At 43.8% G+C, this 25,203-nt stretch carries 43 protein-coding genes; 5 read left to right on the top strand and 38 right to left on the bottom strand.

Annotation, left to right across the window (positions count from 1 at the left end):
• The first annotated feature begins 176 nt into the window (after positions 1 to 176).
• The gene (locus tag PSI14_RS18210; RefSeq protein WP_273577383.1) at positions 177 to 731 is read left to right on the top strand and encodes a gamma carbonic anhydrase family protein; all 555 of its coding nucleotides are present in this window, start codon (positions 177 to 179) and stop codon (positions 729 to 731) included.
• Here the strand turns inward: PSI14_RS18210 and PSI14_RS18205 are convergent.
• The 5 genes from PSI14_RS18205 to dprA all read right to left on the bottom strand — a co-directional run bounded on the left by PSI14_RS18205 (position 698) and on the right by dprA (position 4,067).
• Positions 698 to 967, bottom strand: a complete 270-nt coding sequence (locus PSI14_RS18205; RefSeq protein ID WP_273577381.1) for a DUF1488 family protein — start codon at positions 965 to 967, stop codon at positions 698 to 700. The two genes, PSI14_RS18210 and PSI14_RS18205, sit on opposite strands and share 34 nt — an antisense overlap.
• A complete protein-coding gene (gene aroE / locus PSI14_RS18200) occupies positions 964 to 1,788 on the bottom strand; it encodes a shikimate dehydrogenase (protein WP_273577379.1) in 825 nt (274 codons plus the stop codon). Before aroE ends, PSI14_RS18205 begins: the two co-directional genes overlap by 4 nt.
• Before the next feature lie 6 nt (positions 1,789 to 1,794).
• Positions 1,795 to 2,364, bottom strand: coding sequence for an L-threonylcarbamoyladenylate synthase type 1 TsaC (tsaC, locus tag PSI14_RS18195; RefSeq protein ID WP_273577377.1), 570 nt, complete (start codon positions 2,362 to 2,364; stop codon positions 1,795 to 1,797).
• Between the two features lies 1 nt (position 2,365).
• The gene (locus PSI14_RS18190; protein ID WP_273577375.1) at positions 2,366 to 2,917 is read right to left on the bottom strand and encodes a topoisomerase DNA-binding C4 zinc finger domain-containing protein; all 552 of its coding nucleotides are present in this window, start codon (positions 2,915 to 2,917) and stop codon (positions 2,366 to 2,368) included.
• A 61-nt stretch (positions 2,918 to 2,978) separates the two neighbouring features.
• Positions 2,979 to 4,067: a DNA-protecting protein DprA gene (gene dprA / locus PSI14_RS18185; protein ID WP_273577373.1), complete on the bottom strand. Its 1,089-nt coding sequence runs from the start codon at positions 4,065 to 4,067 to the stop codon at positions 2,979 to 2,981.
• Between the two features lie 133 nt (positions 4,068 to 4,200).
• Between dprA and def the strand changes: the two genes are divergently transcribed.
• From def to trkA, 4 genes are all read left to right on the top strand, one after another.
• A complete protein-coding gene (gene def / locus PSI14_RS18180; protein WP_273577371.1) occupies positions 4,201 to 4,713 on the top strand; it encodes a peptide deformylase in 513 nt (170 codons plus the stop codon).
• 24 nt (positions 4,714 to 4,737) lie between these two features.
• On the top strand, positions 4,738 to 5,685 hold the full coding sequence (fmt, locus tag PSI14_RS18175) for a methionyl-tRNA formyltransferase (RefSeq protein ID WP_273577369.1): 948 nt from the start codon (positions 4,738 to 4,740) through the stop codon (positions 5,683 to 5,685).
• An 83-nt stretch (positions 5,686 to 5,768) separates the two neighbouring features.
• Complete coding sequence (gene rsmB, locus PSI14_RS18170) at positions 5,769 to 7,058, top strand: 16S rRNA (cytosine(967)-C(5))-methyltransferase RsmB (protein WP_273577367.1); 1,290 nt, start codon at positions 5,769 to 5,771, stop codon at positions 7,056 to 7,058.
• 93 nt (positions 7,059 to 7,151) lie between these two features.
• Positions 7,152 to 8,528 carry a Trk system potassium transporter TrkA gene (gene trkA, locus PSI14_RS18165; RefSeq protein WP_273577365.1) on the top strand — a complete coding sequence of 459 codons (1,377 nt, stop codon included), beginning with the start codon at positions 7,152 to 7,154 and terminating at the stop codon, positions 8,526 to 8,528.
• A gap of 47 nt (positions 8,529 to 8,575) precedes the next feature.
• Here trkA and PSI14_RS18160 read toward each other — a convergent pair whose 3' ends face one another.
• From PSI14_RS18160 to PSI14_RS18000, 33 genes are all read right to left on the bottom strand, one after another.
• Positions 8,576 to 8,776, bottom strand: coding sequence for an alternative ribosome-rescue factor A (locus PSI14_RS18160; RefSeq protein ID WP_273577363.1), 201 nt, complete (start codon positions 8,774 to 8,776; stop codon positions 8,576 to 8,578).
• A 91-nt stretch (positions 8,777 to 8,867) separates the two neighbouring features.
• Complete coding sequence (zntR, locus tag PSI14_RS18155; RefSeq protein WP_273577361.1) at positions 8,868 to 9,281, bottom strand: Zn(2+)-responsive transcriptional regulator; 414 nt, start codon at positions 9,279 to 9,281, stop codon at positions 8,868 to 8,870.
• Between the two features lie 179 nt (positions 9,282 to 9,460).
• Positions 9,461 to 9,853 (bottom strand): 50S ribosomal protein L17, encoded by a 393-nt coding sequence (gene rplQ, locus PSI14_RS18150; RefSeq protein ID WP_010847501.1) that lies wholly within the window; start codon positions 9,851 to 9,853, stop codon positions 9,461 to 9,463.
• Between the two features lie 40 nt (positions 9,854 to 9,893).
• Positions 9,894 to 10,883 carry a DNA-directed RNA polymerase subunit alpha gene (locus tag PSI14_RS18145; RefSeq protein WP_038269634.1) on the bottom strand — a complete coding sequence of 330 codons (990 nt, stop codon included), beginning with the start codon at positions 10,881 to 10,883 and terminating at the stop codon, positions 9,894 to 9,896.
• 25 nt (positions 10,884 to 10,908) lie between these two features.
• Positions 10,909 to 11,529 (bottom strand): 30S ribosomal protein S4, encoded by a 621-nt coding sequence (rpsD, locus tag PSI14_RS18140; RefSeq protein ID WP_273556252.1) that lies wholly within the window; start codon positions 11,527 to 11,529, stop codon positions 10,909 to 10,911.
• A gap of 36 nt (positions 11,530 to 11,565) precedes the next feature.
• Entirely contained in the window at positions 11,566 to 11,955 is a 390-nt protein-coding gene (gene rpsK / locus PSI14_RS18135) for a 30S ribosomal protein S11 (RefSeq protein WP_002919257.1), read from the bottom strand.
• Positions 11,956 to 11,970: 15 nt separating this feature from the next.
• Positions 11,971 to 12,327 (bottom strand): 30S ribosomal protein S13, encoded by a 357-nt coding sequence (rpsM, locus tag PSI14_RS18130; protein ID WP_038240472.1) that lies wholly within the window; start codon positions 12,325 to 12,327, stop codon positions 11,971 to 11,973.
• Positions 12,328 to 12,475: 148 nt separating this feature from the next.
• Positions 12,476 to 12,592, bottom strand: a complete 117-nt coding sequence (gene rpmJ / locus PSI14_RS18125) for a 50S ribosomal protein L36 (protein WP_012768118.1) — start codon at positions 12,590 to 12,592, stop codon at positions 12,476 to 12,478.
• Positions 12,593 to 12,624: 32 nt separating this feature from the next.
• Positions 12,625 to 13,956 carry a preprotein translocase subunit SecY gene (gene secY, locus PSI14_RS18120; protein WP_092520710.1) on the bottom strand — a complete coding sequence of 444 codons (1,332 nt, stop codon included), beginning with the start codon at positions 13,954 to 13,956 and terminating at the stop codon, positions 12,625 to 12,627.
• A gap of 7 nt (positions 13,957 to 13,963) precedes the next feature.
• Positions 13,964 to 14,398, bottom strand: a complete 435-nt coding sequence (rplO, locus tag PSI14_RS18115; RefSeq protein ID WP_092520707.1) for a 50S ribosomal protein L15 — start codon at positions 14,396 to 14,398, stop codon at positions 13,964 to 13,966.
• Positions 14,399 to 14,401: 3 nt separating this feature from the next.
• On the bottom strand, positions 14,402 to 14,581 hold the full coding sequence (rpmD, locus tag PSI14_RS18110) for a 50S ribosomal protein L30 (protein WP_092520746.1): 180 nt from the start codon (positions 14,579 to 14,581) through the stop codon (positions 14,402 to 14,404).
• A gap of 5 nt (positions 14,582 to 14,586) precedes the next feature.
• Positions 14,587 to 15,087, bottom strand: a complete 501-nt coding sequence (rpsE, locus tag PSI14_RS18105; RefSeq protein ID WP_045968057.1) for a 30S ribosomal protein S5 — start codon at positions 15,085 to 15,087, stop codon at positions 14,587 to 14,589.
• A 14-nt stretch (positions 15,088 to 15,101) separates the two neighbouring features.
• Positions 15,102 to 15,455, bottom strand: coding sequence for a 50S ribosomal protein L18 (gene rplR, locus PSI14_RS18100; RefSeq protein WP_273556254.1), 354 nt, complete (start codon positions 15,453 to 15,455; stop codon positions 15,102 to 15,104).
• A 9-nt stretch (positions 15,456 to 15,464) separates the two neighbouring features.
• Positions 15,465 to 15,998, bottom strand: coding sequence for a 50S ribosomal protein L6 (rplF, locus tag PSI14_RS18095; protein ID WP_086107753.1), 534 nt, complete (start codon positions 15,996 to 15,998; stop codon positions 15,465 to 15,467).
• 14 nt (positions 15,999 to 16,012) lie between these two features.
• A complete protein-coding gene (gene rpsH, locus PSI14_RS18090; protein ID WP_273577357.1) occupies positions 16,013 to 16,405 on the bottom strand; it encodes a 30S ribosomal protein S8 in 393 nt (130 codons plus the stop codon).
• 33 nt (positions 16,406 to 16,438) lie between these two features.
• Positions 16,439 to 16,744: a 30S ribosomal protein S14 gene (rpsN, locus tag PSI14_RS18085; protein ID WP_010847489.1), complete on the bottom strand. Its 306-nt coding sequence runs from the start codon at positions 16,742 to 16,744 to the stop codon at positions 16,439 to 16,441.
• Between the two features lie 12 nt (positions 16,745 to 16,756).
• Positions 16,757 to 17,296, bottom strand: coding sequence for a 50S ribosomal protein L5 (rplE, locus tag PSI14_RS18080; protein ID WP_273556257.1), 540 nt, complete (start codon positions 17,294 to 17,296; stop codon positions 16,757 to 16,759).
• Between the two features lie 13 nt (positions 17,297 to 17,309).
• Positions 17,310 to 17,624 carry a 50S ribosomal protein L24 gene (gene rplX, locus PSI14_RS18075; RefSeq protein ID WP_045968050.1) on the bottom strand — a complete coding sequence of 105 codons (315 nt, stop codon included), beginning with the start codon at positions 17,622 to 17,624 and terminating at the stop codon, positions 17,310 to 17,312.
• Between the two features lie 10 nt (positions 17,625 to 17,634).
• Positions 17,635 to 18,006: a 50S ribosomal protein L14 gene (rplN, locus tag PSI14_RS18070; protein WP_010847486.1), complete on the bottom strand. Its 372-nt coding sequence runs from the start codon at positions 18,004 to 18,006 to the stop codon at positions 17,635 to 17,637.
• A 174-nt stretch (positions 18,007 to 18,180) separates the two neighbouring features.
• Entirely contained in the window at positions 18,181 to 18,435 is a 255-nt protein-coding gene (gene rpsQ, locus PSI14_RS18065; RefSeq protein WP_074021482.1) for a 30S ribosomal protein S17, read from the bottom strand.
• Complete coding sequence (gene rpmC, locus PSI14_RS18060; RefSeq protein ID WP_010847484.1) at positions 18,435 to 18,626, bottom strand: 50S ribosomal protein L29; 192 nt, start codon at positions 18,624 to 18,626, stop codon at positions 18,435 to 18,437. Before rpmC ends, rpsQ begins: the two co-directional genes overlap by 1 nt.
• Complete coding sequence (gene rplP, locus PSI14_RS18055; RefSeq protein ID WP_012990491.1) at positions 18,626 to 19,036, bottom strand: 50S ribosomal protein L16; 411 nt, start codon at positions 19,034 to 19,036, stop codon at positions 18,626 to 18,628. The genes rpmC and rplP overlap by 1 nt, the downstream gene beginning before the upstream one ends.
• Before the next feature lie 12 nt (positions 19,037 to 19,048).
• Complete coding sequence (rpsC, locus tag PSI14_RS18050) at positions 19,049 to 19,750, bottom strand: 30S ribosomal protein S3 (protein WP_273556258.1); 702 nt, start codon at positions 19,748 to 19,750, stop codon at positions 19,049 to 19,051.
• A gap of 17 nt (positions 19,751 to 19,767) precedes the next feature.
• Entirely contained in the window at positions 19,768 to 20,100 is a 333-nt protein-coding gene (gene rplV / locus PSI14_RS18045; protein ID WP_010847481.1) for a 50S ribosomal protein L22, read from the bottom strand.
• 14 nt (positions 20,101 to 20,114) lie between these two features.
• Complete coding sequence (gene rpsS / locus PSI14_RS18040) at positions 20,115 to 20,393, bottom strand: 30S ribosomal protein S19 (RefSeq protein WP_011148791.1); 279 nt, start codon at positions 20,391 to 20,393, stop codon at positions 20,115 to 20,117.
• Between the two features lie 14 nt (positions 20,394 to 20,407).
• Positions 20,408 to 21,232 (bottom strand): 50S ribosomal protein L2, encoded by an 825-nt coding sequence (rplB, locus tag PSI14_RS18035; RefSeq protein ID WP_010847479.1) that lies wholly within the window; start codon positions 21,230 to 21,232, stop codon positions 20,408 to 20,410.
• 19 nt (positions 21,233 to 21,251) lie between these two features.
• Complete coding sequence (rplW, locus tag PSI14_RS18030) at positions 21,252 to 21,554, bottom strand: 50S ribosomal protein L23 (RefSeq protein ID WP_038269605.1); 303 nt, start codon at positions 21,552 to 21,554, stop codon at positions 21,252 to 21,254.
• Complete coding sequence (gene rplD / locus PSI14_RS18025; protein WP_273556259.1) at positions 21,551 to 22,156, bottom strand: 50S ribosomal protein L4; 606 nt, start codon at positions 22,154 to 22,156, stop codon at positions 21,551 to 21,553. The genes rplW and rplD overlap by 4 nt, the downstream gene beginning before the upstream one ends.
• Positions 22,157 to 22,172: 16 nt before the next feature.
• A complete protein-coding gene (rplC, locus tag PSI14_RS18020) occupies positions 22,173 to 22,805 on the bottom strand; it encodes a 50S ribosomal protein L3 (protein WP_273577354.1) in 633 nt (210 codons plus the stop codon).
• Positions 22,806 to 22,837: 32 nt separating this feature from the next.
• Positions 22,838 to 23,149 (bottom strand): 30S ribosomal protein S10, encoded by a 312-nt coding sequence (gene rpsJ, locus PSI14_RS18015; RefSeq protein ID WP_001181005.1) that lies wholly within the window; start codon positions 23,147 to 23,149, stop codon positions 22,838 to 22,840.
• 316 nt (positions 23,150 to 23,465) lie between these two features.
• Positions 23,466 to 23,942 carry a bacterioferritin gene (gene bfr / locus PSI14_RS18010; RefSeq protein ID WP_273577351.1) on the bottom strand — a complete coding sequence of 159 codons (477 nt, stop codon included), beginning with the start codon at positions 23,940 to 23,942 and terminating at the stop codon, positions 23,466 to 23,468.
• A 75-nt stretch (positions 23,943 to 24,017) separates the two neighbouring features.
• A complete protein-coding gene (gene bfd, locus PSI14_RS18005; protein WP_273577349.1) occupies positions 24,018 to 24,212 on the bottom strand; it encodes a bacterioferritin-associated ferredoxin in 195 nt (64 codons plus the stop codon).
• A gap of 242 nt (positions 24,213 to 24,454) precedes the next feature.
• Positions 24,455 to 25,203: elongation factor Tu (locus PSI14_RS18000; RefSeq protein WP_273576677.1), on the bottom strand; the 749-nt coding region annotated here is incomplete at its 5' end.

Genomic DNA, 25,203 nt, shown 5'->3' with positions numbered 1-25,203 from the left:
CGCCGCTGGCAATAGTTTTTTTGAATTTTATTTTTAAGCGAACACTTTTTGCTCGCTTTAATATAAAAAACATTCAAACAGGCTAAGATTAATGCAAACTCTTTCATTGCATGGCGTTTTTTTCCTCAATAATATTTCTATATAATTGTTCTTCTCTACTTACTATTGAGGTTCTTATGTCCACTGTTTTGCGCCAATACTTAAACTTCTATCCCAAAGTTGGTCAAAAAGTTCTTTTAGACCCTTCTTCTGTTGTAATTGGGAATGTCAGATTGGCAGATGACGTCAGCATCTGGCCCCTTGTTGTCATCAGAGGAGATGTAAATTATGTCTCAATTGGTTCACGTACAAATATTCAAGATGGTTCTGTCTTACATGTGACCCATAAATCCCCTGATAATCCTAGTGGCTTCCCACTGATAATTGGCGAAGATGTCACGGTAGGACATAAAACAATGTTACATGGATGTAAAATTGGGAATCGAGTCTTAGTTGGTATGGGTTCCATCTTACTTGATGGAGTAACTATTGAAGACGATGTTGTAATTGGAGCCGGTAGCCTAATTCCTCCAGGGAAAAAATTAGAAAGCGGCTATCTGTACGTCGGTAGCCCTGCCAAACAGGTGAGAAAACTCAAACCTGAGGAATTGGAAGGACTCCTTTATTCCGCTAATAATTACGCTCGCTGGAAAGATAACTATTTATCAGCACAATCTGAAAGTAAAGAGTAGCGCCCAAATTGATCATCATGTCCACTCAAAATGACCGTTTCAAACTCGTCTTCCAAATCCCAGCGATGCTGGCGAAACAACTCGAGTGGATGATGATCTTTACCATAACGATCTATTATTTCATCAGAACTGAGCATACATTCCACCAGCAAACCATTTACCATTGCTGGGAATATCACCTTATTTTCTATCTCATCCCAATCTTCACGATCAGGAAATTGAATTGATTGGTTCATACATGTAATTCCCGTCTTAAGGCAGTTAAAACAGGTTCTATTTCAGGAAATACTCCATGCCATAATTCAAAAGAATACGCAGCTTGTCCTACCAACATTCCTAATCCATCAGCCAAACGTGAAACACTATTTTGATGAGCGAACTTAAGGAAAGGCGTTAATCCATGCTGATAATACATGTCGTAACACGCACTATTATTTTGGAAAATCAACGGTGATATAGCCGGAATTTGCCCATCAAGACCGGAAGCCGTTGCATTAATGATAATATCAAAGTCTGGAGTAGTAAGGCCAAGAACACCCATTTCAATGGCCTCTATATCACCTAGTAGAGAAAAGGTATTTGCGACTCTTTGGGCCCGTTCAAATGTACGGTTAGTAATAATGACGGAACAACCCAATGATAATAAAGGAGATAATACGCCTTTCGCAGCTCCACCAGCGCCTATGATCAGGATCTTTTGTCCTTGAGAAATGAATTTAAGTCGCTGCAAATCCACCAATAATCCCACCCCATCTGTATTATCACCGAGTAGTCGGTTTCCCTCTATCCGTTTTAATGTATTAACTGCACCACAGATACTTGCCCGTTCAGTCAATTCATCTGAGCACTTATAGGCTCTCTCTTTAAAAGGAACAGTAACATTCGCCCCTAAACCATCCTGTTCGAAAAAATGACCTAAGGTTTGTTCAAAGTCTTCTACCGGAGCAAGTACTGTCCCATATTGATGCTCAACACTTGTCTGTTCAGAAAACAATCGATGAATATAAGGAGATTTACTATGTGCGATTGGATTACCAAAAACTGCGAATTTATTCATTATTACCTAGCCTTGCCGATATAGTTTGCCAGTTAAAGCATCCCTAATTTCTGATGGGTTCTTACGTCCACCGACTTCTCCTTCTAAAATTGGGACATGAATTCCAAATTGCTGCCTCACTTCTTCTACACTACGACATGGCTCTAATCCACTTAGATTCGCACTGGTCGAAACAAGTGGTTTTTCATATATAGAGCATAGCTGCTTAACCAAAGGGTGATCTGTAACTCGGACGGCCAATGTTGAAAACTTGCCAGTCAACCATTTTGGTGTGGTTGTTCTCGCGGGTATTACCCATGTAACAGGGCCAGGCCAAAATGAGAATATGGTTTCTTTCTGTATATCATTTAGCTGTTCATCATCAATATAAGGACATAGCCTCTCATAATTATCAGCAATAAGAATCAACCCTTTTTCCCAAGGCCTATTTTTCAACGCTAATAGCTCTTGCACTGCATTTTCACTATCAGGGTCACATCCTAATCCAAAAACAGCTTCAGTCGGATAAGCAATGACTTTTTCTTCTTTTAAAGCTGTGATAATAGAATCAAATGCTGGCGAGATTTCGTGACTCATTTTATTTCTCAATTTCATTAAATTGTTGCTTTCTACACAATTTACTGGCACAAAATAATTTTATGCCTTTGGAAGTGCGCTTTTCTACTAATAATGGATAGTGGCAAAACATGCATTCACCTGAAATGGGCTTATTGTTAAGTGCAAACTGACACTCTGGATAGCGACTACAGGAATGAAATGTTTTACCAAAACGAGATTTACGCTGGAGTAATTTTCCTTGTTGGCATTGAGGGCAATTAATTGACGTATCGTCTGGTTTATCAATTAATTCTGTATGCTCACATTCAGGATAATGACTACAGCCAATAAACATGCCATAACGCCCTTGACGTAAGACCAAGGTGAAGCCACATTCCGGACAAATTTGCCCATCCAACTCTTTAACAATATGTCCATCGACCTGTGCTTTCAATGGACGAAGATAATGGCAAGACGGATAACAGGAACACGCATAAAATGGACCGTGAGCACCATTGCGGATCACTAACTCAGCCCCACACTCAGGACAATGCTCTATTTCTTTTATAACAAAAGGAACCTTCTTAGACATATCTTACTCGCTGAATATCAACAACCGCCTTAACATTGGAAATAAGCGCAAATTAAATAGCTTAACTAGTTCGGACATACCCACCAGCAACAACAGCAACTTTTCCCATAAGTTCCAATTCTAATAATTTGGTCATAACTTCCGTAACAGGTAGGGAAGAACGCTGGGCGATCACATCAATAGGTGTAACTTCGCTACTTACGTTAACCAGCACATCCACAAATGGCAACTCTGTTTGTTCAAATTGTTTATTTTCCTCCTCCCAACCTTTACCTTCGATATTAACCCATTGAAATGACGCACTAATATGTTCCATGATATCTATTACATTCGTTGCCAAATAAGCTCCTTGCTTAATCAACCAGTGGTTACCTTCGTTTGCAGAATTCCCCAATGGCCCAGGTAGTGCAAAGATGTCTCGACCTTGCTCAAGGGCACAGCGAGCTGTAATCAGTGATCCACTATTTTTATGGGCCTCTACAATAAGAAGAGCCAAACTTAATCCACTAATGATCCGGTTTCGCCTTGGAAAATGCTTGGCTTTAGGTGGAGCATCAGGAAAAAATTCAGAAACTAATGCACCATGTTCTTTAATATGCCCGGCCAAAGATTTATGTCTACTGGGATAGATATTTTCAAGTCCACTACCAAGTACTGCGATTGTTTTCCCTCCCGAATCCAAGGCTGCTTGATGGCAAATACCATCAATACCAATCGCTAATCCACTAGTCACTACTAGATTATTTTTAGCTAAGTCACTCGCGAATATCTTTCCCCATTTCTCGCCATAGAAAGTCGCAGCTCTACTACCAACCATTGAAATTTGCCGTTGAGATAAGACCGATACATCGCCTGCGACAAAAAGCACAAGAGGAGGAGAGTGTATTTGCTTTAATAAAAGTGGATATGCGGGGTGAGAGAAAGTCAGTAAATGATGATCTGGTTGTTCTAACCAATTGAGGGCCGAAATCAGCATGGAAGTGTTGGCTTTCATAAATTGCAAACATTGTGCAGATGACAGCCCACACGCTTTTAGGGAGGATGTGCTAAAACTCTTCGTTTGCAACAGGTGTTCTATAATAAATATGGCCTTCTCTGCTGAAAGATGAGAAACCATTTTCATTCTTAACCATATTTCCATCGCTTCCATATCGTCATCCTGACTTGAAGTTGAGAGAAACACTCTCATGATTAATTTGTGTTCAATACTGTCAATCTAAATGGGAAATGTCTAGAATAGACTCTAATTATCACTCACTTTTTGGATGCAGTTCTAAATATATATGTCAGTTTTACAAGTATTACATTATCCAGACGAGCGACTTCGCACAGTTGCCAAGCCAGTAGAAAAAGTCAATGCAGAAATCCAGCGAATCATTGATGATATGTTTGAAACGATGTATGCAGAGGAAGGTATTGGCTTAGCAGCAACACAAGTCGATATACATCAGAGAATTATTGTCATTGATGTCTCTGAGAATCGAGATCAACGTCTTATTCTTATTAACCCAGAATTGGTTGATGAAACTGGTGAAACAGGAATAGAAGAAGGTTGCTTATCTGTTCCTGAGCAGCGTGGATTTGTGCCCCGTTTTGAAAAAGTCAAAATTAAGGCTCTAGATTATCACGGTCAGCCATTTGAATTGGAAGCCGACGATTTACTGGCAATCTGTGTTCAACACGAAATGGACCATTTAATTGGTAAACTCTTTGTTGATTATCTATCGCCATTAAAACGCCAACGCATCCGTCAGAAAGTTGAAAAAATTGACCGACTGAGAGCCAAAAACAAATAATTTTTATTATCGCAGGAAATAACAGTGTCTGATTCTTTACGTATTATTTTTGCCGGAACCCCTGATTTCGCGGCTCGCCATTTGGCTGCTTTATTAAACTCTCAACACCAAGTTGTTGGAGTACTCACTCGGCCAGACAAACCGGCAGGAAGAGGTAAAAAACTGACACCAAGTCCTGTAAAGGTATTGGCTGAAGAACATGATGTTCCTGTTTTCCAGCCAAAAACCTTACGTACAGAAGAAAGCCAGCAATGGGTCATGGCGCAACAACCTGATATTATGATCGTTGTTGCATATGGATTAATTCTTCCTCAAGCTGCTTTAGATATACCTCGTCTGGGATGCCTGAATGTGCACGGTTCCTTGCTGCCTCGCTGGCGGGGCGCAGCACCTATCCAGCGCTCAATCTGGGCTGGCGACCAAGAAACTGGCGTAACGATCATGCAAATGGATGCAGGGCTTGATACTGGTGATATGCTATTGAAAGCCATTTGCCCAATTACAAATGAAGACACCAGCGCCAGCTTATACGAAAAACTTGCTGATATTGGCCCAGAAGCTTTACTCAACACTTTAAGCTTAATTACATCAGGAAAATGTCAACCTGAAATTCAGGATGATACACTTGCGACCTATGCTGAAAAACTAAGTAAAGATGAAGCAAAAATAGATTGGAATTTGCCAGCAACCCAAATTGAGCGTTGTGTTCGTGCTTTCAATCCTTGGCCTATGAGCTTCTTCTTAATTGATGATCAACCAGTTAAAATCTGGCAAACAGAAGCCATCACAGAGCAAACAACCCAAGCTCCGGGAACAGTTATCAGCGCAGATAAAAAAGGTATTCAAATTGCAACTGCAGATGGGATATTAAATATTACTCAGTTGCAACCACCTGGCAAGAAAGCAATGTCAGCCGCCGATCTCTTAAACTCAAAACGTGAGTGGTTTACACCTGGCAGCAAAATAAATTGATACTAACTTTGCCTGCATGTTTTTAGCATCTAGGCTTCTACCCATTTATTATGCTGACGAAAGTCAGCTTTTTTGACCATATCATGAAAAATGCATATAACCTGAGAAGTATCGCTGCAAAAGCAATCACTCAAGTGCTTGAGCAAGGGCAATCCCTCAGCACCATTATCCCTGAACTCCAACAAAAAGTTTCCGATAAAGATAAAGCGTTACTACAAGAGATCTGTTTTGGTGTAATGAGGGTATTACCTCAGCTCGAGTGGCTTATCAGTCAATTAATGGCAAAGCCATTGAAAGGAAAACAACGTATTTTCCACTATCTAATCATGGTTGGTATATATCAGCTTATATATACGCGCATACCTGCGCATGCTGCACTTGCCGAAACCGTCAATGGTGCAACTAACTTAAAACGACCACAGCTGAAAGGGGTAATTAATGGTGTTCTTCGCCAGTTTCAGCGCCAACAACAAGTATTAATCGAACAAGCAAATAATCACATTAGTCAGCACCTACATCCTAAATGGCTGCTAGAACGAATTCAAAAAGCATATCCAACAAATTGGCAAACCATAGTGGATGCCAACAACCAAAAACCACCTATGTGGTTGCGAGTTAACCAACTTCATCATACAGCTAACGAATATCTTGCACTATTAGAAGAAGCTAATATAAAAGCAGAGTTGGATATCAACCATTCCAGTGCCATTCGTCTTCTGAATCCCTGCCCTGTCAGTGCATTACCCGGATTTAATCAAGGGTGGGTAACGATTCAGGATCGTTCCGCGCAAGGATGTGCTGAACTATTAAACCCATGTGATGGAGAGTCTATACTAGATCTTTGCGCTGCACCTGGTGGAAAAACCACTCATATACTCGAAATAGCACCAAAATCTAAGGTTCTCGCTATCGATATTGATGAACAACGAATTAAGCGAGTGAAAGAAAATTTGCAACGGCTTAATTTACATGCTGTTGTCAAAACAGGCGATGGTCGTCTTCCACACGAGTGGGCTGCTGATGAACAGTTTGATCGTATTCTTCTTGATGCTCCATGTTCTGCTACAGGAGTGATTCGTCGTCATCCTGATATAAAATGGCTCCGCAGAAATGAAGATATATATCAATTAGTTACATTACAATCTGAAATACTTGATGCGATTTGGCCATACTTAAAACAAAATGGCACGCTACTTTATGCTACCTGCTCAATTTTACCTCAGGAAAATAGTGAGCAAATAAAAGCATTTTTGGCTCGTCATTCCGATGCAGTATTATCAGAAACAGGTAATTCGGGTACTTTCGGAACACAAATTATTCCAGAAGCTACAGGTGGCGACGGTTTCTTTTATACCAGGCTCACTAAGCAATGATAACGCTCTCTCGTTCCGACTGAACGAGAGAATTTTATGATTTTACCAAAATATCAAGAATAGAAGACGGCTTCTAATCAAAAAGAAAATGCTATGAAGATAATCATTCTGGGTGCAGGCCAAGTTGGTAGAACATTAGCCGAGAACTTGGTTGATGAAAACAATGATATTACTGTCGTTGATACCGATACAGATCGTTTACGCCAGTTACAGGATAAATTCGATCTCCGAGTTGTAAATGGTCATGGTTCTCATCCGAGAGTATTGAGAGAAGCTGGGGCTGAAGATGCTGATATGTTGGTAGCAATCACAAATTCAGATGAAACCAATATAGTTGCATGCCAAATTGCTTATTCTCTATTTAACACGCCTAATAGAATCGCCAGAATACGCTCACCAGAATATATTCGAGAATCAGAGAAGTTATTCCATCATGATGATATTCCTATTGATTATCTAATATCTCCCGAACAACTAGTCACTGATTACATCTATAAATTGATTCAATACCCAGGAGCATTACAAGTTGTTAATTTTGCTGAAGGACGTGTCAGTATTGTCGCGGTTAAAGCCTATTATGGTGGTTCATTGGTAGGTAATGCCTTATCTTCACTCCGAGAACATATGCCACATATCAATAGCAAAGTTGCTGCAATATTCCGTCAAGATCGCCCTATTAGACCACAAAGTTCAACAATTATTGAAGCCGGAGATGAAGTCTTCTTTGTTGCTGCATCACAACATATCAGGGCAGTAATGAGCGAACTACAACGTCTTGAGAAGCCATATAAACGTATCATGATTGTTGGTGGTGGGAATGTTGGTGCAGGCTTAGCCTTGCGTCTTGAGAAGGATTATAGTGTCAAATTAATTGAACATAATCAAAAAAGAGCTACTGAATTAGCTGAACTATTGCACGATACTATTGTGTTCTATGGCGATGCTTCAGACCAAGAATTACTAGCGGAAGAACACATTGAACAAGTTGACGTTTTTATAGCACTAACAAATGATGATGAAGCCAATATTATGTCAGCTATGCTTGCAAAACGGATGGGAGCCAAAAAAGCAATGGTTCTTATTCAACGTAGTGCATATGTTGATTTGGTACAAGGTGGAGTCATTGATATCGCAATTTCTCCTCAACAAGCAACAGTATCAGCATTACTTGGCCATGTCCGTAAAGCAGATATTGTCAGTGTATTCTCATTAAGAAGGGGAGTTGCTGAAGCTATCGAAGCCATAGCTCATGGCGATGAGCATACTTCAAAAGTTGTTGGGCGTAGGATAGGTGATATCAAATTACCACCAGGAACAACAATAGGAGCCATTGTTCGCAATGAAGAGGTCATCATTGATAATGATTACAGTGTCATTCAACAAGGTGATCATGTAATCATGTTTATTACTGACAAAAAATATGTTCCTGAAGTGGAAAAGCTTTTCCAGCCTAGCCCTTTTTTCCTGTAAAAACATTAATTAAAATTCTATTAGATTAATATTGTTCACTTAAAAAGTTAGAAGGCCAATAATAACAACTTGAAAAAATTATTATTATTGGCCTCCAAACCACCTTTTTTACCATGTTTCTCTTTACGACTATAACTTCCTTTACCCTTCTTGTTTTTTTCTACTCTCTGCCTGAACAAAGGATCGTGTAATAAAGCCTCTATAGCATTATCTTTAATAACGCCTTTTTTATGGCGATATGTTGTCATAATGACCTCTGACTATAATTAATGAATAAGAAAATTTTTTGATTAAAAACAGCACAATTGTACTCTTAGCACTCAGAATAATAAAGAAAAATTATCTATTTGTTGCGCCTTCTTCCAAAATTTCCAATATAGAACAATATGTACTGACGTGCATACTACCACAACAGGCATCACTCAACATTTTCAAAGAATCACGCATCTTTTGCATCTCTAATAATTTTTCTTCAACTTCCTGTAATCTAGAATCAACAATATGTTTTGATTCCTGACATGTATGACGCTCAGGCTCAACCCGAATAGATAGTAATTCTACAATTGCTTCCAGTGTAAAACCTAATTGTTTTGCATAACGGATAAAACGTAATCGCTGTAGATCCTGTTCAGTATAAAGTCTATAGCCACCTTCCGTTCTTTCTCCGTGGAACATTAATCCTTGTTTTTCATAAAAGCGGATAGTGTCGGGTGTTACACTTGCTAATTTAGCCAACTGACCGATACGATACATAAGGGATTTTCCTATTAAGTAGCAAATAAACACAATACTAACAGAATAGGTTAAAAGATCATCCGTATGGGAAAATTTACAGACCAACGAATAAAGATAATACGATGATAAGAAGAGGAATATTAGTTAAAAGGCAATAAAAAACCGGGATTATACCCGGTTTTTTACGCCTCTACAGATTACTCTGCAGATGCTGCTTCTGTCTGAGACTCTGCTGCACGGTCAACAAGCTCGATGTATGCCATCGGTGCATTGTCACCAGCACGGAAGCCACACTTCAGAATACGAGTGTAACCACCTGCGCGACTCGCAAAACGCGGGCCCAGTTCATTAAACAGTTTTGCCACGATCTCGTTATCACGAGTACGGGCGAATGCCAGACGACGATTAGCTACGCTGTCGGTCTTGGCAAGAGTAATCAGCGGCTCAACGACGCGACGCAGTTCTTTCGCTTTAGGCAGAGTCGTCTTGATGATTTCATGACGAACCAAAGAACCTGCCATGTTACGGAACATAGCTTGGCGATGGCTGCTGTTGCGGTTCAATTGACGACCACTCTTACGATGGCGCATGACCTTATCCTTCTCAGTAAAACCTTAACCTGTGATCTAGTTATTCATCAGCAATACTTGCTGGTGGCCAGTTTTCCAGACGCATGCCCAGAGAAAGTCCACGTGAAGCCAGTACGTCTTTAATCTCAGTAAGAGATTTTTTACCCAAGTTAGGAGTCTTAAGTAACTCAACCTCAGTACGCTGTACCAGATCACCGATGTAGTGGATAGCTTCTGCTTTAAGGCAGTTAGCAGAGCGGACAGTCAATTCCAGATCGTCAACAGGGCGCAGCAGGATCGGATCAAACTCTGGCTTCTCTTCTTTAACTTCTGGTTGACGTACATCACGTAAATCAACGAAAGCTTCTAGTTGTTCAGCCAGAATGGTAGCTGCACGGCGAATCGCCTCTTCAGGATCGATTGTACCGTTAGTCTCCATCTCGATAACCAGCTTATCCAAGTCAGTACGCTGTTCTACACGAGCTGCTTCAACATTGTAGGCGATACGCTCTACTGGGCTATAGCAAGCATCTACTAACAAACGACCGATAGGGCGCTCATCTTCTTCCGAATGAATTCGGGCAGAAGCCGGCACATATCCACGACCGCGCTGAACTTTAATACGCATGCTAATGGAAGCGCTTTCGTCAGTCAGATGGCAGATTACGTGCTGCGGCTTGACGATTTCGACATCACCATCATGGATGATGTCGGCTGCAGTCACAGGGCCAATGCCAGATTTATTCAAAGTAAGGATAACTTCATCTTTACCCTGAACTTTCACCGCCAGCCCTTTCAGATTGAGGAGAATCTCCAGGATATCTTCCTGTACACCTTCTTTGGTGCTGTACTCATGCAGTACACCATCAATCTCAACCTCAGTCACCGCACAACCCGGCATAGACGAAAGCAGAATACGGCGCAGTGCGTTGCCAAGAGTATGGCCAAAGCCACGCTCTAATGGCTCAAGGGTCACCTTGGCGTGCGTCGAACTGACTTGCTCGATATCTACCAGGCGCGGTTTTAGAAACTCTGTCACAGAACCCTGCATTGTGTCCTCTCTTTGGTGCTAAGCTTTACTTAGAGTAAAGCTCGACGATCAGGTGTTCGTTAATGTCAGCGGATAGATCAGTACGCTCAGGTATACGCTTGAACATACCTTCCATCTTCGCAGCATCAACTTCCAACCAAGTTGGTTTCTCACGCTGCTCAGCCAGCTCTAAGGCTGCTTTAATGCGAGCCTGCTTCTTCGCTTTTTCACGAACGCTGACTACATCATTCGGGGATACCTGATAAGAAGCGATGTTAACAACGCAACCATTTACCATGATAGCCTTGTGGCTTACCATCTGACGAGATTCAGCACGAGTCGCGCCGAAGCCCATACGATAAACGACGTTATCCAAGCGACTTTCCAGCAAGTTCAGCAGGTTTTCACCTGTGTTGCCTTTCAGACGAGTTGCTTCTTTATAGTAGTTACGGAATTGACGCTCCAGAACACCGTAAATACGACGAACTTTTTGTTTTTCACGTAACTGTACACCATAATCAGACAGACGCGGTTTACGTGCGCCGTGCTGGCCTGGTGCCTGTTCTAACTTACACTTGGTGTCAATCGCGCGAACGCCAGACTTCAGGAAAAGGTCTGTACCCTCGCGACGGCTCAGCTTGAGCTTAGGACCCAAATATCTTGCCATTTTCTTTCTCCAACAATCCTAAAAAACGAAAGCGTATTAAACGCGACGCTTTTTCGGTGGACGACAACCGTTATGAGGAATCGGAGTCACATCAGTAATATTAGTGATGCGGAAACCAGCCGCGTTTAATGCGCGGATAGTTGACTCACGACCAGGACCAGGTCCTTTAACCATAACTTCCAGATTCTTAATTCCGTACTCTTTTACTGCTTCAGCGCAGCGCTCTGCTGCAACCTGAGCTGCAAACGGAGTAGATTTACGAGAACCACGGAAACCGGAACCACCGGCAGTTGCCCAACCCAGTGCGTTACCCTGACGATCAGTAATAGTAACGATGGTGTTGTTGAAAGAAGCATGGATATGAGCCACACCGTCAGAGACTTGTTTTCTTACACGCTTACGTGCACGAATAGGTGCTTTTGCCATTATTCAATACCCCGATTATTTCTTGATCGGCTTACGCGGACCCTTACGGGTACGTGCATTGGTCTTAGTACGCTGACCGCGAACTGGTAGACCACGACGATGACGCAAACCACGATAGCAACCAAGGTCCATCAGACGTTTGATACTCAGGGTTACTTCACGACGCAGATCACCTTCTACAACGTATTTGGCAACTTCGTCACGCAGCTTGTCAATTTGCTCTTCAGACAGCTCACTGATCTTAACATTTTCAGCAATGCCCGCTGCTGCACAGATTGCTTGTGAGCGGGTTTTACCGATACCGTAGATCGAAGTTAATGCGATCACAGTATGTTTCTGATCAGGAATGTTAATGCCTGCTATACGGGCCACTATGCACTCCTACAATATTTATTCACTGCAACATCATTCTGAAAAGCCCGTTTTCAGGATACTCAAACAATGTTGCTGTCAGATAAAAAAGATTGGCTGGCTAATTTAGCCAGCTCAACCCAACTTTGCAAGAAAAATATGCGATTAATTAGCCTTGGCGCTGTTTGTGCTTAGGCTCTGCACTGCAAATCACGCGAACGATACCGTTACGTTTAACGATTTTGCAGTTGCGGCATAATTTCTTGACGGAAGCACGAACTTTCATTTTTACTCTCCGTAACTTCTCAAGCAAACCGATTAGCGGTTATATCCTTTCAGGTTTGCCTTCTTCAATGCAGACTCATATTGACTCGACATCATTAGAGTTTGCACTTGAGCCATAAAGTCCATGATGACGACAACTACAATCAGTAGGGAAGTACCACCAAAATAGAATGGCACTTTCATTGCATCACGCATGAACTCCGGGATTAAGCAGATAAAAGTAATATATAACGCACCAACTAAGGTTAGACGAGTCATTACTTTATCGATGTACTTAGCCGTTTGCTCTCCCGGACGAATTCCTGGTACGAATGCACCGGACTTCTTCAGGTTATCTGCTGTTTCTCTTGGATTGAAAACCAAAGCCGTGTAGAAGAAACAGAAGAAGATGATTGCAGATGCGTATAATAACACATAAAGTGGTTGACCTGGTTGCAAATACATAGAAATAGTTGTCAACCAATTCCAGCCTGTTCCACCCCCGAACCAAGAAGCTATGGTACCAGGGAACAAAATAATACTGGAAGCAAAAATTGCAGGGATAACCCCAGCCATATTCACTTTCAACGGTAAATGTGTACTTTGTGCTGCGAAAACTTTACGACCTTGCTGACGTTTCGCATAGTTAACAACGATACGACGTTGACCACGCTCAATGAAAACAACGAAGAAAGTCACGGCAAACACTAATACTGCAACCAACAGCAACAGGAGGAAGTGCAGGTCGCCTTGCCGAGCTTGCTCGATGGTGTGACCAATTGCAGGTGGTAGACCTGCAACGATACCAGCAAAGATTATGATTGAAATACCGTTACCAATACCTCGTTCAGTAATCTGCTCACCCAGCCACATCAAGAACATGGTTCCCGTGACCAGACTTACAACAGCCGTGAAATAGAATGCAAAACCAGGATTAATCACTAACTCTTGCATTCCAGGCATCTTCGGCAACCCAGTAGCAATACCGATTGACTGGAATATTGCCAGCACTAGTGTGCCATAGCGGGTGTACTGACTGATCTTACGACGACCAGATTCCCCTTCCTTCTTGATCTCTGCTAAACGAGGATTAACCACAGTTAGCAACTGGATAATAATAGATGCTGAAATATACGGCATTATACCCAGTGCAAAGATAGAAGCACGGCTTAAAGCACCACCAGAGAACATGTTAAACATTTCAATGATGGTGCCTCTTTGCTGCTCGAGCAATTTGGCAAGCACAGTGGCATCAATACCAGGGATTGGAATAAAAGAGCCAATACGGAAAACAATTAGAGCTCCAATGACAAACAAAAGTCTGCGTTTTAACTCGCCTAATCCGCCTTTGGCACTTTGAAAATCTAATCCTGGTTGTTTAGCCATCTGTTACTTATTCCTCAATTTTACCGCCAGCAGCTTCAATTGCAGCGCGGGCGCCTTTAGTAACACGCAAGCCACGCACAGTTACTGCACGATTGACTTCGCCAGAAAGCATTACTTTAGCGAATTCAATTTGAGGGCCAATAATGTTAGCAGCTTTCAGTGCATTCAGATCGATAACATCGCCTTCAACGCGGACAAAATCAGACAGACGAATTTCTGCGGTGATCATTGCTTTACGTGAAGTGAAACCAAATTTTGGTAGACGACGATATAAAGGCATCTGACCGCCTTCAAAACCACGACGTACGCCACCGCCAGAACGAGACTTCTGACCTTTGTGACCACGACCGCCGGTTTTACCTAGACCAGAACCGATACCACGACCTACACGTTTAGATGCGTGCTTGGCACCTTCAGCCGGAGACAGAGTATTTAAGCGCATCTGTTACTCCTCAACTTTAACCATATAGGAAACCAAGTTGACCATACCGCGAATTGCTGGTGTATCTTCACGCTCAACAGTATGCCCAATACGACGCAGACCTAAACCAGTCAGAGTTGCCTTATGTTTAGGCAAACGACCAATTGAGCTGCGAATCTGAGTGATTTTAATAGTCTTAGCCATGGTCATTACCCCAGAATTTCTTCGACGGATTTGCCACGCTTAGCTGCGACCATTTCTGGAGACTTCATGCTGTCTAAAGCATCCAGAGTTGCACGAACCACGTTGATCGGGTTAGTGGAACCGTAGGTTTTAGCCAGTACGTTACGAACTCCAGCCACTTCCAGAACAGCGCGCATCGCACCACCGGCGATGATACCTGTACCTTCGTGAGCAGGCTGCATGAACACGCGAGAACCGGTGTGTGAGCCTTTCACTGGGTGGTACAAAGTGCCGCTGTTCAGAGCGACGGTTTTCATATTGCGACGTGCTTTTTCCATCGCTTTCTGGATCGCTGCCGGAACTTCGCGTGCTTTGCCGTAACCAAAACCAACGCGACCGTTACCATCACCAACTACAGTCAGTGCTGTAAAGCTGAAAATGCGGCCACCTTTAACGGTTTTAGATACGCGGTTTACCGCGATCAGCTTTTCCTGCAGTTCGCCAGCTTGTTTTTCGATGTGAGCCATCTTACACCTCTACCTTAGAACTGAAGGCCAGCTTCACGGGCAGCATCTGCCAGTGCCTGGACTCTACCATGATATTGGAAACCAGAACGGTCAAAGGATACATCTTTGATGCCTTTTTCCAGAGCACGTTCAGCAACAATTTTACCAACTAATGCTGCGGCTTCTTTGTTTCCAGTAAATTTCAGTTGTTCACTGATAGCTTTTTCTGTTGTAGAAGCTGCCACCAGAGTTTCAGAACCATTTGGTGCGATAACCTGCGCATAAATATGGCGAGGGGTACGGTGTACCACCAGGCGAGTTGCACCAAGTTCCTTGAGCTTGCGGCGTGCGCGGGTCGCACGACGGATACGAGCTACTTTCTTATCCATAGTGTTACCTTACTTCTTCTTAGCCTCTTTGGTACGCACGACTTCATCGGCGTAACGAACACCCTTGCCTTTATATGGCTCAGGACGACGATAGGCACGCAGATCTGCCGCAACCTGACCAATCACCTGCTTATCAGCACCTTTCAGTACGATTTCAGTTTGTGATGGGCATTCCGCAGTTATGCCTGCTGGCAGTTGATGCTCGACCGGATGCGAGAAGCCTAAAGACAAGCTAACTGCGTTGCCTTTAACTGCTGCACGGTAACCAACACCCACCAGTTGAAGCTTCTTAGTGAAACCTTCGTTAACACCGATAACCATTGCATTCAGCAGAGAACGAGTTGTACCTGCTTGCGCCCAAGCGTCAGCAAAACCTTCGCGTGGAACGAAAGTCAGTTGGTTATCCGCATGTTTAACTTCAACTGCGTTGTGGATTGTACGACTTAGCTCGCCGTTTTTACCCTTAATCGAAATAACCTGACCGTTGAGTTTAACCTCTACGCCGGCAGGAATGACGACGGGTGCCTTTGCAACACGAGACATTCTTTCCTCCCGAATTAAGCTACGTAGCAGAGAATCTCGCCACCCAGACCAGCCTGGCGAGCTGCACGATCAGTCATTACACCTTTAGAGGTAGAAACAACAGCGATACCCAAACCAGCCATAACTTGTGGCAGCTCATCTTTTTTCTTATAGATGCGCAGACTTGGGCGGCTTACACGCTGAATACTTTCTACAACAGCCTTACCTTGGAAATATTTCAAAGTGATTTCCAGTTCAGGCTTGGTGTCGCCTTCGATTTTAAAATCTTCAATGTAACCTTCTTCCTTCAGCACTTTGGCAATTGCCACTTTCAGCTTGGAGGAAGGCATGGTGACCGCAACTTTATTCGCGGTCTGACCGTTACGGATACGGGTCAGCATATCCGCGATCGGATCTTGCATGCTCATCTGTCTTTACTCCCGTGATTCAATTGGTGACAATTACCAGCTAGCCTTTTTAAGGCCCGGTATTTCACCGCGCATAGCGGCTTCACGGACTTTAATACGGCTCAACCCAAACTTCCGCAAAAACGCATGCGGACGCCCAGTTTGACGGCAGCGATTACGCTGACGGCAAGGGCTGGAATCACGTGGCAGTGTTTGCAGCTTGAGAACGGCATTCCAACGGTCTTCATCAGATGCGTTGACATCAGAGATGATCGCTTTCAGTTCAACGCGTTTTGCGAAGAATTTCTCAGCTAATTTCGCACGTTTTACATCACGTGCTTTCATTGATTGCTTAGCCATGAGTACCCTGCCTTACTTGCGGAACGGGAAGTTAAACGCAGCCAACAGTGCGCGGCCTTCATCATCAGATTTCGCAGTAGTGGTGATAGTAATATCCAAACCACGTACACGATCCACTTTATCGTAATCGATTTCAGGGAAGATGATTTGCTCACGAACACCCATGCTGTAGTTACCACGACCATCAAATGATTTAGCGGACAAGCCACGGAAATCACGGATACGTGGTACAGCAATAGAAATCAGGCGCTCAAAGAACTCCCACATGCGTTTTCCACGCAGGGTTACTTTACAGCCGATTGGATAGCCCTGACGGATTTTGAAGCCTGCAACTGATTTGCGTGCTTTGGTGATCAATGGTTTCTGACCAGTGATTGCTGCCAAGTCAGCTGCTGCGTTATCCAGCAGTTTTTTGTCAGCGATCGCTTCACCAACACCCATGTTCAGGGTGATCTTCTCGACCCGAGGGACTTGCATGACAGAATGGTAACCAAACTGAGTCATCAGTTTCTGGACTACCTCGTCTTTGTAGTAATCATGCAGTTTCGCCATCGTATACTCCAAATTACTTGATAGTTTCGTTATTAGATTTGAAGAAACGAACTTTTTTGCCGTCTTCGAACCTAAAACCTACACGGTCAGCCTTACCGGTTGCTGCATTAAAGATAGCAACGTTAGAAACATTAATAGCCGCTTCTTTTTCAACGATGCCACCTGGTTGGTTCAGAGCCGGAACTGGCTTCTGATGTTTTTTAACCAGGTTGATACCTTCAACAATTACTTTACCAGAAGAAAGAACCTGTTTTACTTTACCGCGCTTACCTTTGTCTTTACCGGTCAGCACGATAATTTCGTCATCACGACGGATTTTCGCTGCCATTTCCTGCTCCTTAGAGTACTTCAGGTGCCAGAGAGATAATTTTCATGAACTTTTCATTACGAAGTTCACGAGTTACCGGCCCAAAAATACGCGTACCGATAACTTGCTCACTATTGTTGTTCAACAATACACAAGCGTTGCTATCGAAGCGAATGACAGAACCGTCCGGGCGACGAACACCCTTCTTGGTGCGCACCACTACCGCTTTCAGGACATCACCTTTTTTCACTTTACCACGAGGAATTGCTTCCTTGATGGTGATTTTAATGATGTCGCCGACGTGTGCGTAGCGACGGTGCGAGCCACCCAGAACCTTGATACACATTACGCGACGTGCACCGGAGTTGTCGGCCACGTTCAGCATAGTCTGTTCTTGGATCATTTTAGTGCTCCGCTAAATGTCAACTACTACTGAGCCACTTTATTTTTAAAGAAGCCGTTTCAATATCCCATACTACGAGGGCGCGGCATTATAACACCACATCTTCGCGATGGACAGAAAAATAAACGGCCCGTTATTTTTTGAGCCGTTTATTTCGTACGAGATAACGTTCTATTATAGAACCGCTTTCTCTATAACGCGAACTAAAGTCCAAGATTTAGTCTTAGACAGTGGACGGGTTTCGCGGATTTCCACGACATCACCAATTCCACATTCATTGTTCTCGTCATGTACGTGCAGTTTAGTCGTACGTTTGATGAACTTACCATATAGAGGGTGTTTCACCTTACGTTCAATAGCAACAACAATGGATTTTTCCATTTTATCGCTAACAACACGACCTTGCAGAGTACGGATTTTATCGGTCATTACGCACCCGCCTTCTCAGTCAGTAAAGTCTTAACGCGTGCAATATTACGACGCACTTGTTTCAACAGATGAGACTGTTGCAGCTGGCCACTTGCCGCCTGCATACGTAAATTAAATTGTTCACGCAACAGGTTTAGCAGCTCAGTGTTCAGCTCTTCAACGCTTTTTTCGCGCAGCTCTTGTGCTTTCATTACATCACCGTCTTAGTTACAAAGGTGGTTTTGATAGGCAGTTTCGCTGCTGCCAGCTTGAATGCTTCACGAGCCAGCTCTTCAGGCACACCGTCCATTTCATACAGGACTTTACCGGGCTGGATCAAGGCAACCCAGTATTCTACGTTACCTTTACCTTTACCCATACGCACTTCGAGTGGCTTTTCGGTGATAGGTTTGTCTGGGAACACACGGATCCAGATTTTACCTTGACGTTTAATTGCACGGGTCATAGCACGACGTGCCGCTTCGATCTGACGAGCAGTCAGACGACCACGGCCTACAGCTTTGAGACCGAAAGTGCCGAAGCTAACATCCGCACCGGCAGCCAGACCACGGTTGCGGCCTTTGTGCACTTTACGGAATTTCGTACGCTTTGGTTGTAACATCAGCGACTCTCCTTACTTGCGGCCTTTACGCTGCTGCTTTTTAGGTTGCGCAGCCGGTTTTTCCGCCTGTTCAACTGCAGCCATACCACCCAAGATCTCACCTTTGAAGATCCATACCTTAACGCCGATTACACCATAAGTGGTGTGCGCTTCAGAAGTATTGTAGTCGATGTCCGCACGCAGAGTATGCAGAGGTACACGACCTTCACGATACCATTCAGTACGTGCGATTTCAGCACCGCCCAGACGGCCGCTGACTTCCACTTTGATACCTTTAGCGCCCAGACGCATAGCGTTCTGTACAGCACGCTTCATAGCACGGCGGAACATAACACGACGTTCCAGCTGCGAGCTGATGCTGTCAGCAACCAGTTTTGCGTCCAGTTCAGGTTTACGCACTTCGGCAATATTAATCTGCGCAGGAACGCCAGCGATATCCGCTACAGCCTTACGCAGTTTTTCAACGTCTTCACCTTTTTTACCGATTACAATGCCTGGACGAGCAGTGTGAATAGTCACACGGATGCTTTTCGCAGGACGTTCGATAACGATACGTGAAACAGATGCTTTAACCAGTTCTTTGTTCAAGTACTGGCGAACTTTAAAGTCGCTGTCTAGGTTGTCAGCGAATTCTTTGGTATTCGCATACCAGGTAGAGTTCCAAGGTTTGACAATCCCCAGACGAATACCATTAGGATGTACTTTCTGACCCATTGCTAGTCTCCAGAGTCTCAGCGATCGGACACAACCACAGTAATGTGGCTGGTGCGCTTCAGGATACGATCTGCGCGGCCTTTGGCACGAGGCATAATACGCTTCATAGTCGGGCCTTCGTCTACGAAAATTTTCGTGACTTTCAGATCATCGATGTCAGCGCCATCGTTGTGTTCTGCGTTAGCAATAGCAGACTCAAGTACTTTCTTCACTAAACCAGCAGCTTTCTTGTTGGTATAGGTCAGAGTTTCCAGAGCTTGCGACACTTTCTTACCGCGGATCAGGTCAGCCACAAGGCGAACCTTCTGAGCAGAAGAACGAGCGTGGCGATGTTTAGCGATAGTTTCCATCTCTTCCTCCTACCTTAGCGCTTTTTAGCCTTTTTATCGGCCGCATGGCCGCGATAAGTACGGGTCGGCGCGAATTCACCCAGTTTGTGACCAACCATTTCGTCGGAAACAAAAACTGGAACATGCTGACGACCATTATGGACAGCGATGGTCAAACCGATCATGTTAGGAAAGATCGTTGAACGACGGGACCAAGTCTTAATAGGCTTTTTGTCTCCGCTTTCCACCGCTTTCTCTACCTTCTTCAGCAAGTGCAGGTCAATAAATGGACCTTTCTTGAGAGAACGTGGCATGGCTTATCCTCTAATTATTTTTTAGAACGGCGACGTACGATATATTGATCAGTACGTTTGTTGCTACGGGTCTTCTTACCTTTGGTCTGGATGCCCCATGGAGTTACAGGGTGTTTACCAAAGTTACGACCTTCACCACCACCATGTGGATGGTCTACTGGGTTCATCGCCGTACCGCGAACGGTAGGACGGATACCACGCCAGCGGCTTGCACCAGCTTTACCCAGAACGCGTAGCATATGTTCTGCGTTACCAACTTCACCTAAAGTAGCACGGCAATCAGACAGCACTTTACGCATTTCACCAGAACGCAGACGCAGGGTTACATAAGAACCATCACGTGCAACGATCTGCGCATAAGCACCTGCTGAACGAGCCAGCTGGCCACCTTTACCTGGTTTCATTTCTATGTTGTGAACAGTAGAACCAACCGGGATGTTACGCATTGGCAAAGCGTTACCAGCCTTGATCGCTGAATCAGCACCAGACTGGATTTGATCACCTGCTTTCAAGCCTTTAGGGGCAAGGATATAACGACGCTCACCGTCTTTGTACAGAACCAGTGCGATGTTTGCTGAACGGTTTGGATCATATTCCAGACGCTCAACAACAGCAGGGATACCGTCTTTGTTACGTTTGAAGTCAATCAGACGATAATGCTGTTTATGGCCACCACCGATGTGACGAGTGGTAATACGACCATTGTTGTTACGACCACCAGTTTTGTTGTTTTTTTCCAACAACGGAGCATAAGGTTTACCCTTATGCAGCTCAGGGTTAACCACTTTAACAACGTGGCGACGGCCCGGAGACGTAGGTTTACATTTAACAACTGCCATTGTTCTTTACTCCTCCGACTTACTCAGCGCCGCCAACGAAGTCCAGATTCTGGCCTTCTTTCAAGGTGACGTAAGCTTTTTTCCAGTCGCTACGACGACCAATACGCTGACCGTGGCGTTTAACTTTACCTTTAACCAGCAAAGTGTTTACACCTTCAACTTCAACTTCAAACAGTTTCTGTACGGCAGCTTTGATCTCTGCTTTAGTTGCATCTTTCGCAACTTTGAGAACGATGGTATTACTTTTTTCCATCGCTGTAGAAGCTTTTTCAGATACGTGCGGCGCGCGCAGTACTTTTAGCAGACGTTCTTCACGGATCATGCCAGCATCTCCTCAACTTGCTTCACAGCTTCAGCAGTCATAACCACTTTGTCGAAGGCGATCAGGCTTACAGGATCGATACCAGCTGTATCACGAACGTCAACCTTGTACAGGTTACGAGCTGCTAAGAACAGGTTCTCATCAACTTCGCTAGTGACGATCAGCACGTCTTCCAGAGCCATTTCTTTCAGTTTCTGCACCAGCAACTTAGTCTTAGGTGCTTCAACGGTGAACTTCTCGACAACGATCAGACGATCTTGACGTACCAGTTCAGACAGGATGCTTTTCAGAGCACCACGGTACATCTTTTTATTAACTTTTTGACTGTGGTCCTGTGGTTTCGCTGCGAAAGTTACACCACCAGAGCGCCAAATTGGACTCTTAATAGAACCAGAACGTGCACGACCAGTGCCTTTCTGACGCCATGGTTTTTTACCTGAACCAGAAACTTCAGCACGAGTTTTCTGAGCACGAGTACCTTGACGAGCACCAGCTGCATACGCAACAACTACTTGATGCACAAGCGCTTCATTGAAATCACGCCCGAAGGTAGTTTCGGAAACAGTCAGCGCGCTTTGCGCGTCTTTCATTACCAATTCCATTCCTATCTCCTCGACGTTACGCCTTAACAGCCGGTTTTACGATCAGGTTACTGTTCGTTGCACCTGGAACAGCACCTTTGACCAGCAGCAGGTTACGCTCAGCGTCAACACGTACTACATCTAGGCTCTGAACAGTTACACGTTCATTACCCAGTTGGCCTGCCATTTTCTTGCCTTTGAATACCTTGCCCGGAGTCTGGTTCTGACCGATAGAACCCGGAACGCGGTGAGACAAGGAGTTACCATGGGTAGCATCCTGAGTACGGAAGTTCCAGCGTTTAACAGTACCCGCGAAACCTTTACCTTTAGATGTACCAGTAACGTCGACTTTTTTAACGTCAGCGAAAATTTCAACGCTAATGCTTTGACCTATAATGAACTCTGCCTCATCTTCTGACAGACGGAATTCACGCAGGATGCGGCCAGCTTCAACGCCAGCTTTAGCGAAATGACCTGCTTCAGATTTATTAACGCGGTTAGCTTTTTTGCTACCAGTCGTTACCTGAATTGCACGATAACCGTCAGTCTCGTTGTTTTTAACTTGAGTTACACGGTTATTTTCGATTTCGATAACAGTTACAGGGATGGAAACGCCATCTTCAGTGAAGATGCGAGTCATGCCCACTTTTTTACCGACTAAACCAATCATTGTTTCAACCTCTCAATCGTTCAATGACCTGATTAACCCAGGCTGATCTGCACGTCTACACCGGCAGCCAGATCCAGACGCATCAGAGCATCAACGGTTTTCTCGGTTGGCTCAACGATGTCAACCAGACGTTTGTGAGTGCGAATCTCGTACTGATCACGCGCGTCTTTGTTAACGTGCGGAGAAATCAGAACGGTAAAACGCTCTTTACGAGTCGGCAGCGGGATCGGACCACGAACTTGCGCACCAGTGCGCTTCGCAGTCTCTACGATTTCCGCAGTTGATTGATCGATTAAACGATGATCAAATGCTTTTAAGCGGATACGGATTCTTTGGTTCTGCATGAGACCAGAGCTCCAACTATTTTATAAACGTAAATAATTACTCCTCGCACCCATTTCGATTGATAGGGGAGTGTAATCGTTCAATGTGTAACCCCCATATCGGGAGTATTTTAAATGGCGGTTATTCACCGCTCATTGCTGATAATAAACCAGCCCTACTTTGTGTAGGTAAGCTCGCGCATTATACGTGGATTTACCTACAAAGCAAGATTAAGAGTGAAATCTATTCAAAAAAGTACGTACAAGAAGGGAAAGCGAGAAGGAAAATAGTAGAAAAGCGCCCTATATATAAAACTATAGGGCGGATAAATTATAACTATTCTTCTTCACTAAGTTGAGATTGAATGTAATTTTGTATGCCAATTCTAGTTATCAGTTCAAGTTGGGTTTCCAACCAATCTATGTGATTTTCTTCATCAGCAAGTACCTCTATCATCAAATCTCGGCTGACGTAATCATGAACAGAATCGGCATATGAGATCGCTTCTCTCAGATCCTTGGCACCACGTAACTCCAATTCCAGATCAGATTGCAGCATTTCTTCTACATCTTCTCCGATATTAAGTTTGCCTAAATCTTGTAGATTTGGTACTCCCTCCAGAAAAAGAATACGTTCGATAAACTTGTCTGCATGCTTCATCTCATCAATGGACTCACGATACTCAGCTTCGTTTAAACGCATCAGTCCCCAATTTTTAAACATTCGGGCATGCAAAAAATATTGATTGATGGCGACAAGTTCATTACCAAGAAGTTTATTCAAATGTACAATTATTTTTTTATCACCTTTCATAGCAAGTTCCTCCGCTTCCAGTCACTAACTGTAGTACTAATTTAGCAGAGTAATTGCAAGAAAATTGTGTTTATTTTAAGCGACATTATTTATTGGAGGTAGTAGAGCTATCTCCTCATTCAGTATTTCACGTGCCTGACGTATGCATTTTCCGCAGTCACTTCCTACAGGAACAAAGTTCCTCAACTCTCTGATAGAACGAATATGTTGTTGATGAACAACGTTACGTATGGTTTTATCACTTACTGCATTACAGAGACAGACATACATGAAATCACTCTTCTAACTATTTACACTCTTGATGACTATTCAGGTCAGATAAAATATCCATACCTAAAATTGTTCACGCTTACAAAACAAGCGATACCACAGAATAGTAAATGTAAATAAATCTCATTTCAATTATTGTTTTTGTTTTCTTGAGTAACAAAAAAGCCACCAATTACGGTGGCCCAAAATAGAAAAGAGGAGCCAAGGCTCCTCTTTTATCATAATCTTTTAATAATCAAAGATTAAGCAATAACTTTAGCAACAACACCAGCGCCTACAGTACGGCCGCCTTCACGGATGGCGAAACGCAGACCGTCATCCATTGCGATTGGGGCAATCAGGTTAACGATCATGTTAATGTTGTCACCTGGCATGACCATCTCAACGCCTTCTGGCAGTTCGATAGTACCGGTTACGTCAGTAGTACGGAAGTAGAACTGTGGACGGTAACCTTTGAAGAATGGAGTATGACGGCCACCTTCATCTTTGCTCAGGATATACACTTCTGATTCGAACTGAGTGTGTGGGTGGATAGAACCTGGTTTCGCCAGAACCTGACCACGTTCAACGTCATCACGCTTAGTACCACGCAGCAGAACACCGACGTTCTCACCAGCACGGCCTTCGTCCAGCAGTTTGCGGAACATTTCAACGCCAGTACAAGTGGTTTTCGTGGTTTCTTTGATGCCCACGATTTCGACTTCGTCACCAACTTTAACGATACCACGCTCTACACGACCGGTTACAACAGTACCACGACCGGAGATGGAGAATACGTCTTCGATTGGCAGCAGGAATGGCTTGTCAATGTCACGCTCTGGTTCTGGGATGTAAGAATCCAGTGCTTCAGCCAGTTCAATGATTTTCGCTTCCCACTCTGCTTCGCCTTCCAGCGCTTTCAGAGCAGAACCACGGATGATTGGAGTGTCGTCGCCTGGGAAATCGTACTGAGACAGCAGCTCACGTACTTCCATTTCGACCAGTTCCAGCA

Source organism: Xenorhabdus anantnagensis (assembly GCF_028598555.1).
Lineage (GTDB): Bacteria > Pseudomonadota > Gammaproteobacteria > Enterobacterales > Enterobacteriaceae > Xenorhabdus > Xenorhabdus anantnagensis.
Note: the sequence above shows the minus strand (reverse complement) of the source record. Positions and strands in the feature narration are given on the sequence as shown.

Excerpts from the sequence above, each read along its gene's own strand:
- rplO (WP_092520707.1), bottom strand. The coding sequence starts at position 14,398 with ATGCGCTTAAATACTCTGTCTCCGGCTGAAGGTGCCAAGCACGCATCT.
- rpmD (WP_092520746.1), bottom strand. The coding sequence starts at position 14,581 with ATGGCTAAGACTATTAAAATCACTCAGATTCGCAGCTCAATTGGTCGT.
- bfr (WP_273577351.1), bottom strand. The coding sequence starts at position 23,942 with ATGAAAGGTGATAAAAAAATAATTGTACATTTGAATAAACTTCTTGGT.
- rplR (WP_273556254.1), bottom strand. The coding sequence starts at position 15,455 with ATGGATAAGAAAGTAGCTCGTATCCGTCGTGCGACCCGCGCACGCCGC.
- rpmJ (WP_012768118.1), bottom strand. The coding sequence starts at position 12,592 with ATGAAAGTTCGTGCTTCCGTCAAGAAATTATGCCGCAACTGCAAAATC.
- rpsD (WP_273556252.1), bottom strand. The coding sequence starts at position 11,529 with ATGGCAAGATATTTGGGTCCTAAGCTCAAGCTGAGCCGTCGCGAGGGT.
- rpsC (WP_273556258.1), bottom strand. The coding sequence starts at position 19,750 with ATGGGTCAGAAAGTACATCCTAATGGTATTCGTCTGGGGATTGTCAAA.
- rplP (WP_012990491.1), bottom strand. The coding sequence starts at position 19,036 with ATGTTACAACCAAAGCGTACGAAATTCCGTAAAGTGCACAAAGGCCGC.
- rplF (WP_086107753.1), bottom strand. The coding sequence starts at position 15,998 with ATGTCTCGTGTTGCAAAGGCACCCGTCGTCATTCCTGCCGGCGTAGAG.
- rpsS (WP_011148791.1), bottom strand. The coding sequence starts at position 20,393 with ATGCCACGTTCTCTCAAGAAAGGTCCATTTATTGACCTGCACTTGCTG.
- rsmB (WP_273577367.1), top strand. The coding sequence starts at position 5,769 with ATGAAAAATGCATATAACCTGAGAAGTATCGCTGCAAAAGCAATCACT.
- rplD (WP_273556259.1), bottom strand. The coding sequence starts at position 22,156 with ATGGAATTGGTAATGAAAGACGCGCAAAGCGCGCTGACTGTTTCCGAA.
- tsaC (WP_273577377.1), bottom strand. The coding sequence starts at position 2,364 with ATGAGTCACGAAATCTCGCCAGCATTTGATTCTATTATCACAGCTTTA.
- rpsK (WP_002919257.1), bottom strand. The coding sequence starts at position 11,955 with ATGGCAAAAGCACCTATTCGTGCACGTAAGCGTGTAAGAAAACAAGTC.
- aroE (WP_273577379.1), bottom strand. The coding sequence starts at position 1,788 with ATGAATAAATTCGCAGTTTTTGGTAATCCAATCGCACATAGTAAATCT.
- PSI14_RS18160 (WP_273577363.1), bottom strand. The coding sequence starts at position 8,776 with ATGACAACATATCGCCATAAAAAAGGCGTTATTAAAGATAATGCTATA.
- dprA (WP_273577373.1), bottom strand. The coding sequence starts at position 4,067 with ATGGAAGCGATGGAAATATGGTTAAGAATGAAAATGGTTTCTCATCTT.
- rpsJ (WP_001181005.1), bottom strand. The coding sequence starts at position 23,149 with ATGCAGAACCAAAGAATCCGTATCCGCTTAAAAGCATTTGATCATCGT.
- bfd (WP_273577349.1), bottom strand. The coding sequence starts at position 24,212 with ATGTATGTCTGTCTCTGTAATGCAGTAAGTGATAAAACCATACGTAAC.
- rplE (WP_273556257.1), bottom strand. The coding sequence starts at position 17,296 with ATGGCGAAACTGCATGATTACTACAAAGACGAGGTAGTCCAGAAACTG.
- secY (WP_092520710.1), bottom strand. The coding sequence starts at position 13,956 with ATGGCTAAACAACCAGGATTAGATTTTCAAAGTGCCAAAGGCGGATTA.
- PSI14_RS18145 (WP_038269634.1), bottom strand. The coding sequence starts at position 10,883 with ATGCAGGGTTCTGTGACAGAGTTTCTAAAACCGCGCCTGGTAGATATC.
- PSI14_RS18190 (WP_273577375.1), bottom strand. The coding sequence starts at position 2,917 with ATGTCTAAGAAGGTTCCTTTTGTTATAAAAGAAATAGAGCATTGTCCT.
- rpsN (WP_010847489.1), bottom strand. The coding sequence starts at position 16,744 with ATGGCTAAGCAATCAATGAAAGCACGTGATGTAAAACGTGCGAAATTA.
- rplB (WP_010847479.1), bottom strand. The coding sequence starts at position 21,232 with ATGGCAGTTGTTAAATGTAAACCTACGTCTCCGGGCCGTCGCCACGTT.
- rplX (WP_045968050.1), bottom strand. The coding sequence starts at position 17,624 with ATGGCAGCGAAAATCCGTCGTGATGACGAAATTATCGTGCTGACCGGT.
- rpsH (WP_273577357.1), bottom strand. The coding sequence starts at position 16,405 with ATGAGCATGCAAGATCCGATCGCGGATATGCTGACCCGTATCCGTAAC.
- rplN (WP_010847486.1), bottom strand. The coding sequence starts at position 18,006 with ATGATCCAAGAACAGACTATGCTGAACGTGGCCGACAACTCCGGTGCA.
- rplQ (WP_010847501.1), bottom strand. The coding sequence starts at position 9,853 with ATGCGCCATCGTAAGAGTGGTCGTCAATTGAACCGCAACAGCAGCCAT.
- rplV (WP_010847481.1), bottom strand. The coding sequence starts at position 20,100 with ATGGAAACTATCGCTAAACATCGCCACGCTCGTTCTTCTGCTCAGAAG.
- rpsE (WP_045968057.1), bottom strand. The coding sequence starts at position 15,087 with ATGGCTCACATCGAAAAACAAGCTGGCGAACTGCAGGAAAAGCTGATC.
- rplC (WP_273577354.1), bottom strand. The coding sequence starts at position 22,805 with ATGATTGGTTTAGTCGGTAAAAAAGTGGGCATGACTCGCATCTTCACT.
- trkA (WP_273577365.1), top strand. The coding sequence starts at position 7,152 with ATGAAGATAATCATTCTGGGTGCAGGCCAAGTTGGTAGAACATTAGCC.
- rpmC (WP_010847484.1), bottom strand. The coding sequence starts at position 18,626 with ATGAAAGCACAAGAGCTGCGCGAAAAAAGCGTTGAAGAGCTGAACACT.
- PSI14_RS18210 (WP_273577383.1), top strand. The coding sequence starts at position 177 with ATGTCCACTGTTTTGCGCCAATACTTAAACTTCTATCCCAAAGTTGGT.
- PSI14_RS18205 (WP_273577381.1), bottom strand. The coding sequence starts at position 967 with ATGAACCAATCAATTCAATTTCCTGATCGTGAAGATTGGGATGAGATA.
- rpsQ (WP_074021482.1), bottom strand. The coding sequence starts at position 18,435 with ATGACCGATAAAATCCGTACTCTGCAAGGTCGTGTTGTTAGCGATAAA.
- zntR (WP_273577361.1), bottom strand. The coding sequence starts at position 9,281 with ATGTATCGTATCGGTCAGTTGGCTAAATTAGCAAGTGTAACACCCGAC.
- rplW (WP_038269605.1), bottom strand. The coding sequence starts at position 21,554 with ATGATCCGTGAAGAACGTCTGCTAAAAGTACTGCGCGCGCCGCACGTA.
- def (WP_273577371.1), top strand. The coding sequence starts at position 4,201 with ATGTCAGTTTTACAAGTATTACATTATCCAGACGAGCGACTTCGCACA.